This window comes from Janthinobacterium sp. TND4EL3 (assembly GCF_900156175.1).
Lineage (GTDB): Bacteria > Pseudomonadota > Gammaproteobacteria > Burkholderiales > Burkholderiaceae_D > Janthinobacterium.
This window is the reverse complement of the sequence record NZ_FTMV01000013.1, coordinates 91,617-108,175: the sequence shown is the minus strand read 5'-3', so window position 1 is coordinate 108,175 and position 16,559 is coordinate 91,617. Positions and strand designations below refer to the sequence as shown.

The following is a 16,559-nucleotide window of genomic DNA, read 5'->3' as shown; positions in this document are numbered from 1 at the left end:
GCCGCACGCGGCCGGCATCACTCCTCCTCGTCGGCCAGTTTGTCGAACACCTGCAGCTCGTTCCTGCCCAGTCCGGCCGTCACGAAGGGATCGTCGGCGGGAAAGCGGCCGGTATCGACCAGCATGCGCAGCTTGCTCAAGCGCTCGCCCAGCGCCAGCGCTTGCGCCTGCGGATCGGCATCGGCATCGGCAGCGGCATGCCCGATCGCGCGGGTCACGGATTCTGGAAACTCCCATAATTCGGCGATCCGCACCGACAGGATGCGCGCTTGCGCAAACACCTGGGCAATGAAGGCGTCCGATTGCGGGAAGGCGTCGGGTGCATGCATCTGGTCGATCAGCCGGAACGCCACCACCAGGCCGACGTTGGCCATCAGCCCCGCCAGATAGGCGTCAAAGGCGTTGGCCTGCATGGCCGGCGCGACCAGGTTGGCCGCCAGCGCACATTTCTCGGACTGGCGCCAGATCAGCGGCGCCGTGCGTATGGTCAGCCCGCCACTTTGCATGCTGACGATGGGACGGAAGGCGACGCGGGCGAGCAGCATGCGCATGCCGTTTTGCCCCAGCAGCATGATGGCGCCTTCCATGTTGTTGATCGACGGACTGGCGTTATAGCGCGAATGGTAGCAGGGCCGGTTCGCTTCGCGGTAGACCTCGGCGACCAGCAGCACGTCCTGGGCCAGCTGGCGCGACAGCTCGGCCGCGCTCATGTTTTCATTTTGCAAAGTCCGCATCAACTGCGGAATGATGGCCGGTATGCGCGGTATCAGCGCGGCGCCAGCGACCGGTTCACGCGCCAGGCGCGCCAATTCCTCCAGAATCTGCCGTTCCGCCTCTGCGGAAGCCTGCGCCGAACCGGCGGCCGCGAGCCAGCGGTAGTAGATGGCATCGATTTCGGCGATGCTCACTGGCTGCCGCGCCATCGCGGGCGCCGCCGCTGCCGTGACGGGCGCAGCCTTGTTTTTGTCGCCGCCGTTCAGTAATTTTCCTATCCAACCCATTTTATTCTTCCAACCCTATGTGCATCGCCATCGCGAAATCCGCCCCGCGATTTTACTAGATGCCAGCAGCGCCGGTGCGGCAGGCATGCCTGCTTTGTTTCCCTGCCGCAACATGCTAAAATGACACGGCATACACCCTGCCCTGCTCGACAAGCGACCCATCATGAACAATCCACTTGCGCACTACGTCACCACCCAGGCATACAACAACGCCTGGGCCAACCACCGCCTGCTGAAGACTTGCGGGCAGCTGAACCAGGCCGAGTTCCAGGCCACGCGCGTCAGTTTCTTCCCCACCATCCAGTCCACCTTGAACCACATCCTCACATGCGACTGGTTTTATCTCGACGCGCTCGAACGCGAACTGCGCGGCGAGGCGCCCCATGCCGACTGCTATACCTTCTTTGAACAGGACGAGCCGTTCACCGACTGCGCGGCCCTGCACGCGGCCCAGCGCGCCTCGGACCTGCGCCTGATCGCCCATTGCCGCAGCCTGTGCGACGCGGACCTGGCGCGGCCCGTGACGATCTTGCGCGATAATCCGCAAATCGACACGCGCCTGCGCATGCTGGCGCATCTGTTCCAGCACCAGATCCACCACCGTGGGCAAGTGCACGCCATGCTGGCCGGCACGCGCATCGCGCCGCCCCAGCTCGACGAATTCTATTGCGCCGGCGAGGCGGACGAGCGGGCGCAGGATTTTCTGGAGCTGGGCTGGACGGAAGACGAGGTCTGGGGACCGCGCTGAATCATTCTCGGACGTCGGAGTTTTCCCGGCGGAACCGCGTAAAAGGCATGGCGCCGGCAAAGTCGCTGCCGCCGAGGCAGAGACGGGACAAGGTGCTGCCCCGTCATGAATTCATGCACGTGTGCGGCGAAAGGCGCCAGCTGACTATAATGGCGCATCGCTTTCCGACACCATCCCATGCCAGACATCGACCGCCTCCAATTACACACGCCGACCAGCGCCGACCTGCCCGCCTTGCTGGCCTTCGAACTGGAAAACCGCGCCTATTTTGAAACCTGGGTCACGGCCCGCCCGCCTGCCTACTACACGCCCGAAGGCGTCGCCGCCGCCATCGAACAGGCACAGCGCGAGCGCCAGCAGGACAGCGCGCACCAGTACCTGGCCAAACTGGACGGGAAGATCGTCGGCAGGGTCAACCTGACGGCCGTCACGCGTCCGTATTTCAACAGGGCGACGCTCGGTTACCGCATCGGCGAGCAATTCGGCGGACGCGGCTACGCCACGCGCGTCGTGGCCCTGCTGCTGGAAGAAGCATTCGGCACCCTGGAACTGTGGCGCCTGGAAGCGACGGCGCGGCCGCAAAACCTGGGTTCGGTCGCCGTCATGCAGCGCAACGGCTTTCATCAATATGGCCGCTCAGAAAAAGCCATGCGTTTTCACGATGCGTGGTCGGACTTGCTGTACTTTGAACGGCGCAACGACCGTACCGGCGCCTGACGAAAACCGAGCAATTGCTCTATTGAGCAGCCATTTCCTCCCTGATGTTATAAGATAGGCAAATATGGCATGGCTACGCCGTGCCGCTCGCCGGCCTTTCGCGCACACGGATGCGCTCACATTCAGGGAATAACCATGAGCAATACAGACAAAAAAGCCTACCTGGTAGGCGGCGGCATCGGTTCACTGGCCGCGGCCGCCTTCATGATCCGCGATGGCGGCATGCAAGGCAGCAACATCAGCATCTTCGAAGCAGCGCCCGTGACGGGGGGCAGCCTCGATGGCGGCGGCAACGCCGAGGACGGCTACACCCTGCGCGGCGGGCGCATGCTGACCACCGACAACTACGAATGCACCTGGGACTTGTTCAAGAGCATCCCCTCGCTCGAACATGCGGGCCAGAGCGTCTACGATGAAACCATCGCCTTCAACGAACGCCACATTCCCCACTCGCGCGCGCGCCTGGTCGACCGCAACCGTTTCAAGGTCGACGTGAGCAGCATGGGCTTTACCATGCAGGACAGGCTGGAACTGCTGAAACTGACGGAAGCCGATGAAGACACGCTGGGCAGCAGCGCCATCACGGACTGGCTCTCGCCGGAATTCTTCGACACCAAGTTCTGGTACATGTGGGCCACCACGTTCGCCTTCCAGCCCTGGCACAGCGCCGTCGAATTCAAGCGCTACCTGCACCGCTTCATGATGGAGTTTTCGCGCATCGAAACCCTGGCCGGCGTCAAGCGCACCGTCTACAACCAGTACGACTCGCTGGTGCGCCCGCTGGTCGCCTGGCTGCAGGAGCAAGGCGTGACCATCATCATGGATTGCGCCGTCACGGACATCACGCTGCAGGAGTCCGACGGCCGCCTGACGGCCACCGCCCTGCACTGCCAGCGCCGCGGTCTGGCCGACGTCATCCCAGTTGCCGCGGACGACCTGGTGTTCTTCCAGAATGCCTCGATGACGGATGCCTCGAGCTATGGCAGCATGCACAGCGCGCCGGCCAAGCGCACGAAGCACGACAGCCATGGCTGGCGCCTGTGGGAAAAGCTGGCCGAGGGACGCCCGGAACTGGGCCGCCCCGCCGCCTTCAACAGCAGCATCCCGGAATCGTACTGGGCCTCGTACACGGTCACCCTGAAGGATGGCGCCTTCTTCGACCGCATGGAACAATTCACGGGCAACAGCGCTGGCACGGGCGGCCTCGTCACCTTCAAGGACAGCAACTGGTTCATGTCGGTGGTGCTGGCGCACCAGCCCCATTTCGCCGGCCAGCCCGAAGGCGTGCAGGTATTCTGGGGCTACGCGCTGCACCCTGACCGCATCGGCAACTTCGTCGCCAAGCCCATGTCCGACTGCAGCGGAGAAGAAATCCTGCGCGAACTGTGCGGCCACCTGAATTTCGACCTGGACATCATGGCCACGGCCAACTGCATTCCCTGCCGCATGCCCTACATCACCAGCATGTTCATGCCCCGCGCGAAAAGCGACCGCCCGCTGCCGGTGCCGGCCAACTGCGCCAACCTGGCCTTCGTCAGCCAGTTCGTGGAAATCGCCGACGATGTCGTGTTTACCGTGGAATACTCGGTGCGCGCGGCACAGACGGCCGTCTACCAGTTGCTCGGCGTGCAGCGCGAGGTGCCGCCCATCCACGCGCACGACAAGTCATTGAAAGTCAAGCTGGACGCCGTCATCAAGGCGTTCAAATAGCCTCATTTTCCGGCGGCAACGCTGTTTGCATGCTTTTTGCCGCGACTTTGTCATAGCGCAAAACACAGTGATATTGGACGGATAACGTCAAGGTACGGGAATCTTCCCTGCCTTGCAAAGTCATACAGGGCATGCACCTGGTGGGCAAGGTATTGTTTTTCCTGGACGGCTGCATCGTCATCGCCGTCAGCAGCATCCTGGCCGCCCGGCTGTTCCGCATGCTCGCCAAGGAGTATCTATGCACAACCTTCACTACCTGCTGACCCTGCGGCATCCGCGCCGCTTCTGGTGCAGCTAGCCAAGCGCCTTGCCTGCATCCGTGAGGCGGGAACGGTAATGATCAAGCGCAAGTGATGTATGCACGCAACAGGTATCCCGCCATCGTCCCTGCCATCTGATTTCTTGCCGGATTTAAGACTGGCTTCAGCCTCGCCATGCATCGTGGAATGGCGCCGCAACCGCTGGCGCCTTCCCCAACGATCACTGGCACTGGCCGAAAGCGAGACACGATGAAAACATGGATGCGCGCCAACAAAGGCTTTTTGATGTTTCTGCTGCTGTTCGGCGTGTTCCGCACGGCCGTGGCGGACTGGAATCCCATACCATCGGCATCGATGCGCCCCAACCTGCTCGAAGGCGACGTGGTCTTCGTCAACCGCCTCGCCTTCAACCTGAAAGTGCCGCTCACCGATATCGTGCTGCAGCGCCTCGGTGAACCGCAGCGGGGCGACATCGTCACCTTTTCCTCGCCGAAAGACGGCACGCGCTTGATCAAGCGCATCATCGCCCTGCCCGGCGACACGGTCGAGATGCGCAATGAACAGCTGGTCATCAATGGCCAGCCCGCCCAGTACACGGCGCTCGACACGGCACCCGAAACCATCGCCCACGTGGGCCAGCTGACGGCGCAGCGCATCAGCGAGCGCAACGCGACCGAGCAGCACCGCATCCAGGTCTTGCCGCAAATCGCCGGCGCGGCGCGCAGCTTTGCCGCCGTGACGGTGCCGGCCGACCATTTCCTCATGCTGGGCGATAACCGCGACAACAGCGCCGACTCGCGCTACTTCGGTTTCGTGCCCCGCGCATTGCTGATCGGCAAGGCCGAACGCATCCTCGTCTCGGCCAATATCGAAGAGCATTGGCAACCACGGCTGCAACGTTTCGGCATGAAACTGGAGTAAACCTCGCCCTCGCAACGGCGCCGCGCTTTTCGGTTAGCATGGCGCATCATGCAAAACTTTTCTTCAACCAGCCAGCAGTCCGCCAGCGACGATGCCACCCAGGAACAGCTGGCGCAATTCCTGCTGCGTCATCCCGGCGTACTGCTGCTGACGGGCGCCGGCATCAGCACGGCGTCCGGCATTCCCGCTTACCGTGATGCGGATGGCGTGCGGCGCGGCAACGCCCCCGTGCAAGGCCCGGATTTTCGCCGCCAGGAAGCCGTGCGCCGCCGCTACTGGGCGCGCAGCATGGTCGGCTGGCCCACCCTCGCGCGGGCCGCGCCGAACGCGGCTCACCTGGCCATCGCGCAGCTGGCGCAGCGCCAGAAAATAGGCGGCCTGGTCACGCAAAACGTGGATGGCCTGCACCAGCAGGCCGGCAGCGCCGCCGTCACGGAGCTGCACGGCAGCATACACATGGTGGTCTGCCTCGATTGCCGCGCCAGCCACACGCGGCGCCTGATCCAGGACATGCTGGAACATGACAATCCGCAACTGCTGGGCGCCACGGCCACGCCCGCACCCGATGGCGACGCCCTGCTGGAGCCGTCCCGGCTGGCCACCTTCCACGTGCCTGCGTGTCCGCGCTGCGGCGGCACCCTGCAGCCGGACGTGGTGTTCTTTGGCGATGGCGTGCCCGCCGCCTGCGCCGCCGAGGCCGAACGCAAGATGGCCGAGGCCAGCGCCCTGCTGGTGGTGGGCTCGTCCGTGATGGTGTATTCGAGCTTTCGCCTGTGCCGCATGGCGGCCGAGACGGGCAAACCCGTGGCCGCCATCAACCTGGGCAAGACACGGGCCGACCATCTGCTGGCGTTCAAGACGGAAGCGGCGGCGCAGGACATCTTGCCAGCAATAGCGGCCATGCTGGGCTGATCCCGGCTCGGCGCTACGCCGCTCTCGCTATACTGTGGGATTGACGAGGAGAATTCATGCTGGAACTGTTGAGTGAACACGCCTGCTTTGGCGGCGTACAACGATTTTATCGCCACGACGCGCAAGCCACCGGCTTGCCCATGCGTTTCTCGGCCTTCATTCCGGACACGGTGCCTGGCAGCGTCGCGACCACCAAGCGCCCCGCCCTGTTTTACCTGGCAGGACTAACTTGTACGGAAGAAACTTTCATGATCAAGGGCGGCGCCCAGCGCGTGGCGGCCGAGGAAGGCCTGGTCCTGATCGCCCCCGACACCAGCCCCCGCGGCGCCAAGCTCGCGGGCGAGACGGCGGCCTGGGATTTCGGCGCGGGCGCCGGCTTTTACGTGGACGCCACCGAGGCGCCGTGGAGCAGCCATTACCGCATGTACAGCTATATCCTGGAACTGCGCGCGCTGCTGGCGCAGGAACTGGCTATCGATGTGCAACGCACGGGCATTTTCGGCCACTCGATGGGCGGCCATGGCGCGCTGGTGCTGGCCTTGCGCAATCCGGAACTGTTCCGTTCAGTATCCGCCTTCGCCCCCATCGCCGCGCCGAGCCAATGTCCGTGGGGCAAAAAAGCGTTTACGGGCTACCTGGGCAGCGACGCGGCCAGCTGGCAGCAATACGACGCCAGCGCACTGATGCGCGGCCTGCAGGGCCAGCCGCCGCTGTTCCCGGAAGGCATCTTGATCGACCAGGGCCTGGCCGACAAGTTTTTGCCCGAGCAACTGTACCCCGAGGTATTCGAAGCGGCATGCCGCGACGCCGGCCAGCCCCTGCAGCTGCGCCGCCATGCCGGCTACGACCACGGCTATTACTTCATCGCCACTTTCATGGAGGAGCATCTGCGCTTCCATGCGAAAAACCTGCGCGCCCTGGCCTGAGGCCCTTGGCGGATTGAACTACTGGGCCGAACTCGTATGCCCGTTGAAATGGCGCATATACCAGTCCGTGGCCAGCAAGGCCGCCTGGTGGAGTGTGTCCGGGCCGCCAGGCGCGGCGATCTGTTCCAGCTGCTTGTCGCAGCGCAAGGTGGCAAACGCCATGCGGTTCAGGCCGGCCACGTCGGGGTCGCGCCCGCCCACGATCAGCAGCGAAGGCACGCGCACGTTTTCCAGCGCCGCCTTGCCCGCCATTTCCACCTGGCCATCGCACACGGCCAGCGCGGCGATTTCCGCGCTGCGCCAGGCCGCCAGCTGCATCACGACGGCCGCGCTGGTGCCGTAGCCATACAGGCCGCAAGGCAGGCGCCGCGTGGACGGGTCGACCTGCAGCCAGCCCAGGGCTTTTTCCAGCTGGCGCGCCAGCAGCACGATATCGCTGCGCACGAAATACGCATGGCCGTTGCTGCCGCCGCCAGGCTCGACACTGCCTTGGTCGAAGCGCAGGGTGGCGATGCCCGCTCGCAAGAAATCTTGCGAAGTGGCATGACTGGAGGCGCCCAGGTAGTCGCTGTCGGCGCGCGCGCCGTGGGCGAACAGGACGATGCCCACGGGCCGCTCGGGCATTTCAAGCACGCCGTCCATTTGAAGTTCATCGGCCGTAATGCTGACAAATTGTTCTTGCATGGCTGCCTCCGCTATCGAGCTGGAATCAAGCTGACATCAAGCTGAAATCACTCTGCAATTGCGCTGATCTTGCCGGGCCGGGCACAGCCTGCGCGCCCTGCGCGGCAGCCCTCAGTGTACCAGCCTGCGCCCGTTCACGCGCGGCGCACATCAAATTTGGCGCGCGCCGCCGTCAGACGGCGCCGTGCCGGTCCAGCCCCTTCAGCACGGCTTCCGGACGGATCGGCAAATGCCGCACGCGCGAAGCCACGGCGGCGAAGATGGCGTTGCCGATGGCGGGCGCCACGGCCGTCGTGGGCGGCTCGCCCATGCCCGTTGCCGTTGCCGTGCTGACAACAAATTCAATATCGAGCTCGGGCACGTCGGCCATGCGCAGCGGCGTATAGGTATTCAGATTCGTATCCTTCACTTCGCCATTCAGGAAAGCCGTGCCTTCGTGCAAGGCCATGCTCAGGCCCCACAGCGCGCCCCCTTCCGCCTGCGCCAGCGCGCCGTCCGGGTCGACGATGGTGCCCGCGTCGATCACCATGGTCAGCCTTTCGACTCTGACCATGCAGGTGCTGCGGTCCACTTTCACCCTGGCCACGCACGCCGTCCAGGTGGGCATGTCGCGCTCCTGGCCGAACGTGGCGGCGATGCCCAGGCCCGTGTCGGGCGGCATGGCCGTGCCCCAGCCCGCCTTGTCCGCCGCGCGCCGCAGCACGTGGGCCAGGCGCGCGGCGCCGCCGACGGCATTGGGCGCGCTGCCGGCATTGCGCCCCGTCGCCTGCAGCAGCGACAGACGGAAGGCCAGCGGATCGACCTTGGCCGCCTGCGCCGCCTCGTCCATGAAACTTTCCACGGCCCAATTCGTCCAGCCCGGCCCCACGGAACGCAGCCAGCCGGGACGGAAACTGCTGTTGGCCAGGTCGTTCGACACGGCCCGCACGCGCTGCGCGCCCACCGTGTACCAGTGGTCGGCGCCGGCGATGGCGAACGGGTCATACGGATGGCCCTGCTTATCCTTGGCCAGCAAGGCGGGGATCATGGCTTGCGTGGGCCAGCCCGCGCTCGCTTCATGCACCATGGCCGACACCTTGCCATCGGCATCGAAGGCCATGCGCACATGCTGCACGGACGGCGAGCGGGGCGAATCGAAGCGCGCGTCGTCGGCCCGCGTGCAGATCATCTTGACGGGACGCCCCACGGCTTGCGCCGCCAGCGCGGCCGGCACGCAATAATCGCCATTCAAACGCCGCCCGAAACCGCCACCGAGCAGATAGGTATGCAGCATGACCTGGTCCTGCTCCACCTTGAGCGCCTGCGCCAGCACGGGCAGGATCAACGATTGCCACTGGTTGCCCGCATGGATGTGCCAGACGCCGTCGACTTCCTGGGCCAGCGCATTGACGGGTTCCAGCTGGAAATGCAGCACGGTACTGGTCGTGTAGTGGCGCTCCAGCTTCAGGCTGGCATCCTTGAACGCCTGCTCCACGCCCTCATCGTCGACCACGCGCGCGCCCAGGCTGGCGTCGGCCAGCTGCTTGGAGGCGTAGCTGACGATGTCCTGCTCCGACACGTGGGCCGCCGCGCCGGCCCGCCACTTGACCTGCACCAGCTCGGCCGCGCGGCACGCGGCCGCATAGGTTTCCGCATAGACCATGACCCAGCCGGGCACCGTGCCGCTGGGGTCCTGCAAGACCACCGAGCGCAAGTAGCCCTGCACTTTCTTTGCCGCCGAGTCGTCGATGGACACGACTTTTGAACCGTAGCGCGTGGGCGGGACCTTGGGGCGCGCATACAGCATGCCCTCCACGTGCGCATCGATGCCGTACACGGCCGTGCCATTCGTCTTCGCCGGGATGTCCAGCGCCTGCACGCTCTGGCCGATCAGCCTGCGCTGCTGCGGCGTTTTCAGCACGATGGCCTTGAGCTGCTGCGGCGTATAGCGGCGCGCCAGCTTGCCGCGGCGCACGATCTCGCCATAGGCAATCGAGCGGCCCCGTCCATGCACGACGCCCAGCCTGGCGTGGCAGGCGGACACCGGCACGCGCAGCAGGCGCGCGCCCTCCTCGACCAGCGCAAGGCGCCCGGCCGCGCCGGCGCGGCTGAGCGGGTCGAAATTCTGCCAGACGGACCAGCTGCCGCCCGTCACCATCACGCCCCATTTCGGGTCCGTGTCCACATACTGCAGGCGTACCTTGCTCCAGTCCGCTTCCAGCTCGTCAGCCACGATGCGCGCCAGGGCCGTGCCGATATGCTGGCCCATTTCCGCCTTGGCGATATTGACGGTGATCATGCCGTCGCGGCCGATCTGGAACCAGATACTGGGATCGAACACGGGCGCGGCGCTGTGTTTTGGCGGTGCGGATGCCGCCTGGCCGGCGGCCAAGGTGCTGTCGGCGCGCAAGAAGGCCAACGTCAAACCCGTGCCGGCGGCGGCGATCAGGAAACCGCGCCGGCCCAGCGAGCTGGGGCGGGCAGCAGAATTTTCTTTCGGCAGCTTAAACACGGGGCGCCTCCTGCATGGCGGCCGCCAGTTTAATTGCCTTGCGGATCCGTACATACGCCATGCAGCGGCACAGGTTGCCGCTCATGACGGCGTCGATATTCGCGTCCGTCGGCTGCGGATAGTCTTTCAGCAAGGTGGCCGCCTGCATGATCTGGCCCGACTGGCAATAGCCGCACTGGGGCGCCTGCGTGGCAAGCCACGCGCGCTGCAGCGGATGCGTGCCGTCGGGCGACAGGCCTTCGATGGTGGTGATGGCGCAGCCGGCCACGGCGGCGATCGGCGTGATGCACGAGCGCATGGCCCGGCCATCCACATGCACGGTGCAGGCGCCGCACATGCCGATGCCGCAGCCGAACTTCGTGCCTTTCAAATGGGCTTCGTCGCGCAGCACCCACAGCAGGGGGGTCTCGCCATCGGTCTCGGTGCCGAAAGGCTGGCCATTCACGGTCAGGTTATACATAAGTGTTATAGATAAGTGTCATACATAAGAAACTTTCATATTTACTTGCCGGCACGCGTGCGCGCCACGGCCGCTTCCAGCTTAGGCCAGGCCGGCTGGTGGCTGCGGCTGCGGCGCAGGTAGGCGGCCAGCTGGGCCACGTCGTTGTCCGTCAGCGAGGCGGCAAAGCCCGGCATCAGCACGCCGGACATGGCTTCGTCCTTGCCGATGCCATGCAAAATCACCTGGATCAGGTTGGCGGGATCGGGCGCGCTGACGGCGCTGTTCAGGCTCAGTTCCGGGCGCAGGGCCACGGGTTGTCCATCGCTGTTCGAATGGCAGGCGGCGCAGGCGGCCACGTACAGGCTGGCGCCACGGTCATTGTCGACCAGGCTGACGCGCTGCGAACGTTCGATGCCGGCTTTCACCACGGCCTCCGCATCCACCCTGCGCTGTTCTGCCCCCGCCACGCCGGCAAAATACGTGGCCAGCGCGCGGATGTCGCTATCGGGCGAAGCGCCCATGCCTTCGTGCACGACAGCCGACATGGGCCCGGCCGCCACGCCATGCAGGGCCGTGGCACCCGTGCGCAGGAAGGCATACAGTTCGTCCTGCGTCCACGGCAGCGGCGCCGTATTGGCGCTGGTCAAGGCGGGCGCGTACCAGTGGTCGATGGACGCGCCCAGATACGCCGCACCGGCAAGCTCGGCGCCCAGCGCATTGCGCGGCGTGTGGCAGGCGGCGCAATGGGCCAGGCCTTCGGCCAGGTAGCGGCCCCGGTTCCAGTCCAGCCCTTGCGCGGGATCAAGCTGAAAGCTGGCCGGCTTGAAGTACAGCAACTTCCAGCCCGCCTGCAGCGGCCGCCAATTCAAAGGGAAAGGTACACTATTGGCGGGCGCCACGGCGTACACGGGCGGGCGCGTCATGAAATACGCGTACAAGGCCGTCAAATCCGCGTCGGAGACCAGCGTGAAGTGTGTATACGGAAAGACGGGAAACAAATGGGCGCCATCGCGGCCCACGCCTTCGCGCATGGCCCGCCGGAAGGCGGCCAGCGACCAGCGGCCGATGCCCGTCTGCCTGTCTGGCGTGATATTCGTCGCGTAAATCGTGCCGAACGGCGTGGCCAGCCCGTGGCCGCCCGCGTAATCGGCGCCGCCCTTGGCCGTATGGCAGGCGGCGCAATTGCCCATGCCGGCCAGGATGCGGCCCCGCTCCACCACTTGCGGGGAAAACGCCTTGGCGGCGGGCGGGTCGATGGGCGCCAGCGCGGGGCGCCAGTAATACAGATACGCGGCCAGCGCGGCGGCGATGAGCAGCGCCAGCAGGAGCAGCACGCCGGTGAAAATTTTCTTGAGCAAAACAGGAATCCGGTAAAAGGCTAAGCACGCGCCTGCCGCACAGGGACGGCGGCGGCAAACGATGGTGACAATCTTACCGCGATTGTGACTTGTTGTATGTACGCAATGACACGCAGGCCGTCCCGCAGCCAGGCTGCGCCTTATAATCACCGTTTCAGCACCCCGCCGCTCTCCTCCATGCATACCGTTAGCATCATCCTCATCCTCGTCCTGACCGTCGTCCTGTGCGGTTTCATCGCCCGTTCGCGCTGGGTCAAGCTGCCGCTGCCGCTGATCCAGATTGCCGGCGGCACGGGATTGGCCCTGTTTGGCGTGCAAGTGCCGCTCGATCCCGATATCTTCTTCTTGCTCTTCATTCCGCCGCTGCTGTTTCTCGACGGCTGGCGCATCCCCAAGGGCGCCTTCTTTTCCGACGCGCGCTCCATCCTCATGCTGGCCATCGGCCTGGTGCTGTTTACCGTGCTGGGCATGGGCTTTTTCATCGACTGGCTGATTCCCAGCGTGCCGCTGGCCGTCGCCTTCGCGCTCGGTGCCATCCTGTCGCCGACGGACCCCGTGGCCGTTTCGGCGATCGCCGCCGGCAACCCGATCCCGCCGCGCCTGATGCACATCCTCGAGGGCGAGTCCCTGCTCAACGACGCTTCGGGCCTCGTCTGCTTCACGTTTGCCGTGGGCGCCATGATGACGGGCGGCTTTTCCATCGGCGCCGCCTCGCTGAGTTTCCTGCAAGAAGCAGGCGGCGGCATCGTCATCGGCCTGGGCATCTCCTGGGGCGTGGGCCTGGCGAATAAATGGCTGGTGAGCAAGGTCGGCGAAGAGCCGGGCCTGCAGATCCTGATCAGTATCCTGATCCCGTTTGCCGCCTACCTTGGCGCCGAGCAGATCCACGGCTCGGGCATCCTGGCCGCCGCCACGGCGGGCGTGTCCATGCATTACGCCGACCTGATCGGCCGTCCGCTGGCGGCCACGCGCACGCAGCGCAAGGCCGTGTGGGACACCGTGCAACTGGTCTTGAATGGCGTGATCTTCGTCATGCTGGGCGCGCAGCTGCCCGCCACCGTCGCCGGCCTGCCCGCCGCCTCCATGGAAGTGGGCGCCGGCAGCGCCTGGAAGTTGCCCCTGTTCGTCATCGCCATCACGGTGGGGCTGACCTTCATGCGCTTCATCTGGGTCTTCATCTCGATGAAGCTGACCTTGTTCAAGCACCACAAGAAGGTGGCCGGCGAATCGAAGGAGGCGGCGCTGCTGGCGCGCCCCAGCCTGCGCCTGTTGCTGGTGGCCTCGTTTGCGGGCGTGCGCGGGGCGCTGACCCTGGCCGGCATCCTGACCCTGCCGTTGTTCTTGCCTGACGGTACGCGTTTCCCTGCGCGCGACCTCGTCATCTTCCTCGCCATGGGCGTGATTTTGCTGTCGCTGCTGCTGGCCAGCGTCACCCTGCCCCTGCTGACCAAGGGCCTCGTGTTCGCGCCGCCCGCGCGCCGCTCGACGGAAGAGCGCAACGCGCGCGCCGCCGCCGCCGAGGCGGCCATCGCGCGGCTGGAAAAGGTGTGTGAAGGCATCGACAAGGATGACAAGCAGCAAGTCGTCACGGAAGCGGCCAACCGCCTGATCGAAGCCTACCGGCGCCGCCTCGCGTATGGCGAAAGCAGCAACGACGAAGCCATGCGCATGCAGGAACTGGCCCGCGCCGAGCGGGCCCTGCGCCTGGAAGCCCTCAATGCCGAGCGCGACGAACTGTTCCGCCGCCGCATTTCCGGTGAACTGGACGACGCCATCCACTTGCGCCTGCTGCGTGAAATCGACTTGCTGGAAGCGACATTGGAAGAATAGAGACAATCCCTGCCATTTCAAGCAATGTTAACGAGCAATCTTCATGGCAAAGAATGCAAGTTTTAACATTAGTGTTTATAATGCAAGGTTATATGTAGCGCTGTGATTTACTTTCTCCACGCAGTTCCGTACAGTCTGCATGGAAGAAACTTCATTTGAACAGCTCCCTGACCTGAATAAAGACACTCGACGCCGTGCCCTCCTCCCCCTGCCACCGGCAGCGCATCGCGCCGCCGGCACTGCTCGCTGCCGTGCTGCTGGCGATCGCCTTGCTCCAGCTGACGCCGCCCGCGGCATGGGCGCAAGCGGGCGCGACGGCGGACGCCAGGCGGCCGGCCGAAGTGGCCCAGGTCCTGTTCGGCATCGTCAGTTATGTGCGCTGGCCCGTGGCGCGCCCCGAAGTGCGCGTCTGCATGCTCGGCGCGCCCCGCTACGGCGCGGCCATCGTCGATACGCCCGGCTCCAGCACGGGCCAGCGCATCCGCGTCAAGGCCCAGCCGGCCAGCGTGGCCGCCAGCGAATGCGACGTCGTCTACATGGGCAGCCTGTCCGATGGCGAACGCGAACACCTGCTGGCGCAGATCATCGGCAAGCCCATCCTGTCGGTCGCCGAGCCGGGCGCGGCTTGCAGCGTGGGCACCATGTTCTGCCTGCGCCTCACCGAAGCGCAGATCGGCTTTGACGTCAACCTCGACGCCATCGCCCGCAGCGGCCTGCGCGTGCATCCGAACGCCTTGCAGATCGCACGTCGCAAGGGACCCCAGCCATGAGCAGCCGGAACCATGCCAAAGCGGCCAGCAAACCCCGGCCCACGCTCGACAGCGTGCTGCGGCGCGCCCACCTGAGCGTGTCGCTGATCGCCGTGCTGGCGGCCGGCCTGACGTTGACGGCCGTGGCGCTGCTGGCCCTGCGCGTGTATTCTGAGCAGAATCTGCGCCTGGTGGCCCGTTCGATGAGCTATACGGTGGAAGCGGCCGTCGTCTTCGGCGACCCCATGGCCGCCAAGGAAGCCATGGCCTTGATCGGCATCAATGAAGATATCGACCAGGCGCAAGTCAACAGCAAGGATGGCCAGGTGCTGGCCCGCTGGGAGCGGGGCGAACACGGCACCCGCTACCTGATCGAGCGCACCTTGACGGGCTGGATGCTGCCCGATTCCCTGACCTTCCCCATCACGCATGATGAAAAAGTGATCGGCAGCATCAAGCTGGTGCCGCACAGCCGCAGCCTGCTGCCCTTCCTCTTGAGCGGCCTCAGCTGCCTGCTGGCGTGCCTGGCGCTGAGCCTGATCGTCGCCGTGCGCCTGTCGCGCCGCATGGAGACCGATATCACGGCGCCGCTGCGCCACCTGGCGGAGACGGCCCACCGGGTGCGGCGCGACCGCTCGTTCGAATTGCGCGTGCCGGCCGCCGGGATCGCCGAACTCAACCAGATCAATGACGACTTCAACGCCCTGCTCGACGAGCTTGAAGCGTGGCAAAGCCATTTGCAGAAGGAAAACGCCTCGCTGTCGCACCGCGCCAACCACGACAGCCTGACGGGCCTGTCGAACCGCGCCTTCATGGAAGCGGAGCTGGAACGCGCCATCCTCGACGCGCGCATCGGCAACGGCAAGGTGGCCGTGCTCTTCCTCGACAGCGACCGTTTCAAGTACATCAACGACACCTTTGGCCACGCCTCGGGCGACCGCGTGCTGGTCACCATCGCCGCGCGCATCAAGCAGCAATTGCGCGAAGGCGACCTGGTGGCGCGCCTGGGCGGCGACGAATTCGCCATCCTGCTCAAGCCCCTGCGCAACAGCAGCGATGCCATGCACATCGCCGACAACATCATCGCCGCCATGGCGCAAGCCATCGAGTTACCAACAGGCAATAGCATCGTCAGTTCGCTGACCATCGGCGTGGCCGTCTTCCCCGATCACGCCATCGACGCCGTGTCGCTGGTGGGCGCGGCGGACGAGGCCATGTACCGCGCCAAGCAGGCGCAGCGCGGCACGCGCCAGGTGGCGCGACTACCGCAGACACACCTTCACCCCTGACCTCAAGGAGCAATACCATGCAATTCCTCTACAAGCAGTTACGCTTCGGCTTCCTCGGCCTGCTCATGCTGGGCCTGCTTGCAGCCTGCCAGAGCGCGCCGGAAAAGAAATCGCCGTTCAATGCCGAACAGATCGCCACCCTGACGGAGCAGGGCTTCGTACAAACGGAGGATGGCTGGGAGCTGAGCTTTACCGACAAGCTGCTGTTCGATTTCGGTGCTTCCAGCCTGACGGCGCCGAGCCGCGCCGCCATCCAGAAAATCAGCGCCGCCCTGCTGAAGGTGGGCATCACCCACATGCGCGTGGAAGGCCATACGGACAACGAAGGTGCCGAAGTGCTGAACAACAAGCTGTCGCTGGCGCGCGCCAACGTGGTAGCCGACGCGATGGGCGTGGCCGGCATTCCACGCGGCAATATCGTCGTCAAGGGTCTGGGCATGAGCAAACCCGTCGCCTCGAACGCCACCAAGGCGGGCCAGGCGGAAAACCGCCGCGTCACCGTCATCGTCACGGCGCCGTGA

General features: G+C 65.2%; 17 protein-coding genes. 12 read left to right on the top strand and 5 right to left on the bottom strand.

Annotation, left to right across the window (positions count from 1 at the left end; translation table 11 throughout):
* Positions 1 to 17: 17 nt before the first annotated feature.
* Positions 18 to 908 carry an HDOD domain-containing protein gene (locus BXA07_RS19750; protein WP_212592343.1) on the bottom strand — a complete coding sequence of 297 codons (891 nt, stop codon included), beginning with the start codon at positions 906 to 908 and terminating at the stop codon, positions 18 to 20.
* On the opposite strand from BXA07_RS19750, the gene BXA07_RS31145 reads away from it, so the two are divergent.
* The 8 genes from BXA07_RS31145 (at position 883) to fghA (ending at position 7,195) form a co-directional block, all read left to right on the top strand.
* Complete coding sequence (locus tag BXA07_RS31145; RefSeq protein WP_212592342.1) at positions 883 to 1,125, top strand: hypothetical protein; 243 nt, start codon at positions 883 to 885, stop codon at positions 1,123 to 1,125. The genes BXA07_RS19750 and BXA07_RS31145 overlap by 26 nt on opposite strands.
* A gap of 39 nt (positions 1,126 to 1,164) precedes the next feature.
* Entirely contained in the window at positions 1,165 to 1,749 is a 585-nt protein-coding gene (locus BXA07_RS19745; RefSeq protein ID WP_076570127.1) for a DinB family protein, read from the top strand.
* 177 nt (positions 1,750 to 1,926) lie between these two features.
* The gene (locus BXA07_RS19740) at positions 1,927 to 2,466 is read left to right on the top strand and encodes a GNAT family N-acetyltransferase (RefSeq protein WP_076570126.1); all 540 of its coding nucleotides are present in this window, start codon (positions 1,927 to 1,929) and stop codon (positions 2,464 to 2,466) included.
* Positions 2,467 to 2,601: 135 nt separating this feature from the next.
* Positions 2,602 to 4,176 carry an oleate hydratase gene (locus tag BXA07_RS19735; protein WP_076570125.1) on the top strand — a complete coding sequence of 525 codons (1,575 nt, stop codon included), beginning with the start codon at positions 2,602 to 2,604 and terminating at the stop codon, positions 4,174 to 4,176.
* 131 nt (positions 4,177 to 4,307) lie between these two features.
* Entirely contained in the window at positions 4,308 to 4,439 is a 132-nt protein-coding gene (locus BXA07_RS31670; protein WP_280175068.1) for a hypothetical protein, read from the top strand.
* 246 nt (positions 4,440 to 4,685) lie between these two features.
* Positions 4,686 to 5,357, top strand: coding sequence for a signal peptidase I (gene lepB, locus BXA07_RS19730; protein WP_076570123.1), 672 nt, complete (start codon positions 4,686 to 4,688; stop codon positions 5,355 to 5,357).
* A 48-nt stretch (positions 5,358 to 5,405) separates the two neighbouring features.
* Positions 5,406 to 6,269: an NAD-dependent protein deacetylase gene (locus BXA07_RS19725; RefSeq protein ID WP_076570122.1), complete on the top strand. Its 864-nt coding sequence runs from the start codon at positions 5,406 to 5,408 to the stop codon at positions 6,267 to 6,269.
* A gap of 56 nt (positions 6,270 to 6,325) precedes the next feature.
* Positions 6,326 to 7,195 carry an S-formylglutathione hydrolase gene (gene fghA, locus BXA07_RS19720; protein WP_076570120.1) on the top strand — a complete coding sequence of 290 codons (870 nt, stop codon included), beginning with the start codon at positions 6,326 to 6,328 and terminating at the stop codon, positions 7,193 to 7,195.
* Positions 7,196 to 7,213: 18 nt separating this feature from the next.
* Here the strand turns inward: fghA and BXA07_RS19715 are convergent, their stop codons facing one another.
* From BXA07_RS19715 to BXA07_RS19700, 4 genes are all read right to left on the bottom strand, one after another.
* Positions 7,214 to 7,879: a dienelactone hydrolase family protein gene (locus BXA07_RS19715; protein ID WP_076570118.1), complete on the bottom strand. Its 666-nt coding sequence runs from the start codon at positions 7,877 to 7,879 to the stop codon at positions 7,214 to 7,216.
* A 172-nt stretch (positions 7,880 to 8,051) separates the two neighbouring features.
* A complete protein-coding gene (locus tag BXA07_RS19710) occupies positions 8,052 to 10,370 on the bottom strand; it encodes a xanthine dehydrogenase family protein molybdopterin-binding subunit (protein WP_139335663.1) in 2,319 nt (772 codons plus the stop codon).
* Positions 10,363 to 10,830: a (2Fe-2S)-binding protein gene (locus tag BXA07_RS19705; protein WP_076570117.1), complete on the bottom strand. Its 468-nt coding sequence runs from the start codon at positions 10,828 to 10,830 to the stop codon at positions 10,363 to 10,365. The genes BXA07_RS19710 and BXA07_RS19705 overlap by 8 nt, the downstream gene beginning before the upstream one ends.
* 41 nt (positions 10,831 to 10,871) lie before the next feature.
* Entirely contained in the window at positions 10,872 to 12,170 is a 1,299-nt protein-coding gene (locus BXA07_RS19700; protein WP_076570115.1) for a cytochrome c, read from the bottom strand.
* Between the two features lie 177 nt (positions 12,171 to 12,347).
* Between BXA07_RS19700 and BXA07_RS19695 the strand changes: the two genes are divergently transcribed.
* From BXA07_RS19695 to BXA07_RS19680, 4 genes are all read left to right on the top strand, one after another.
* Entirely contained in the window at positions 12,348 to 14,000 is a 1,653-nt protein-coding gene (locus tag BXA07_RS19695; protein WP_076570114.1) for a Na+/H+ antiporter, read from the top strand.
* Positions 14,001 to 14,194: 194 nt separating this feature from the next.
* Positions 14,195 to 14,770, top strand: a complete 576-nt coding sequence (locus tag BXA07_RS19690) for a regulatory sequestration protein YfiR (protein WP_244556341.1) — start codon at positions 14,195 to 14,197, stop codon at positions 14,768 to 14,770.
* The gene (locus BXA07_RS19685) at positions 14,767 to 16,038 is read left to right on the top strand and encodes a diguanylate cyclase DgcN/YfiN (RefSeq protein WP_076570112.1); all 1,272 of its coding nucleotides are present in this window, start codon (positions 14,767 to 14,769) and stop codon (positions 16,036 to 16,038) included. The genes BXA07_RS19690 and BXA07_RS19685 overlap by 4 nt, the downstream gene beginning before the upstream one ends.
* A 17-nt stretch (positions 16,039 to 16,055) precedes the next feature.
* On the top strand, positions 16,056 to 16,559 hold the full coding sequence (locus BXA07_RS19680; RefSeq protein ID WP_076570111.1) for an outer membrane lipoprotein YfiB: 504 nt from the start codon (positions 16,056 to 16,058) through the stop codon (positions 16,557 to 16,559).

Bases quoted from the DNA above. Each gene is read 5' to 3' on its own strand.
- BXA07_RS31145 (WP_212592342.1), top strand. From the start codon at position 883: ATGGCATCGATTTCGGCGATGCTCACTGGCTGCCGCGCCATCGCGGGC.
- BXA07_RS19745 (WP_076570127.1), top strand. From the start codon at position 1,165: ATGAACAATCCACTTGCGCACTACGTCACCACCCAGGCATACAACAAC.
- lepB (WP_076570123.1), top strand. From the start codon at position 4,686: ATGAAAACATGGATGCGCGCCAACAAAGGCTTTTTGATGTTTCTGCTG.
- BXA07_RS19705 (WP_076570117.1), bottom strand. From the start codon at position 10,830: ATGTATAACCTGACCGTGAATGGCCAGCCTTTCGGCACCGAGACCGAT.
- BXA07_RS19740 (WP_076570126.1), top strand. From the start codon at position 1,927: ATGCCAGACATCGACCGCCTCCAATTACACACGCCGACCAGCGCCGAC.
- BXA07_RS31670 (WP_280175068.1), top strand. From the start codon at position 4,308: ATGCACCTGGTGGGCAAGGTATTGTTTTTCCTGGACGGCTGCATCGTC.
- BXA07_RS19685 (WP_076570112.1), top strand. From the start codon at position 14,767: ATGAGCAGCCGGAACCATGCCAAAGCGGCCAGCAAACCCCGGCCCACG.
- BXA07_RS19725 (WP_076570122.1), top strand. From the start codon at position 5,406: ATGCAAAACTTTTCTTCAACCAGCCAGCAGTCCGCCAGCGACGATGCC.
- BXA07_RS19680 (WP_076570111.1), top strand. From the start codon at position 16,056: ATGCAATTCCTCTACAAGCAGTTACGCTTCGGCTTCCTCGGCCTGCTC.
- BXA07_RS19735 (WP_076570125.1), top strand. From the start codon at position 2,602: ATGAGCAATACAGACAAAAAAGCCTACCTGGTAGGCGGCGGCATCGGT.
- fghA (WP_076570120.1), top strand. From the start codon at position 6,326: ATGCTGGAACTGTTGAGTGAACACGCCTGCTTTGGCGGCGTACAACGA.
- BXA07_RS19695 (WP_076570114.1), top strand. From the start codon at position 12,348: ATGCATACCGTTAGCATCATCCTCATCCTCGTCCTGACCGTCGTCCTG.
- BXA07_RS19715 (WP_076570118.1), bottom strand. From the start codon at position 7,879: ATGCAAGAACAATTTGTCAGCATTACGGCCGATGAACTTCAAATGGAC.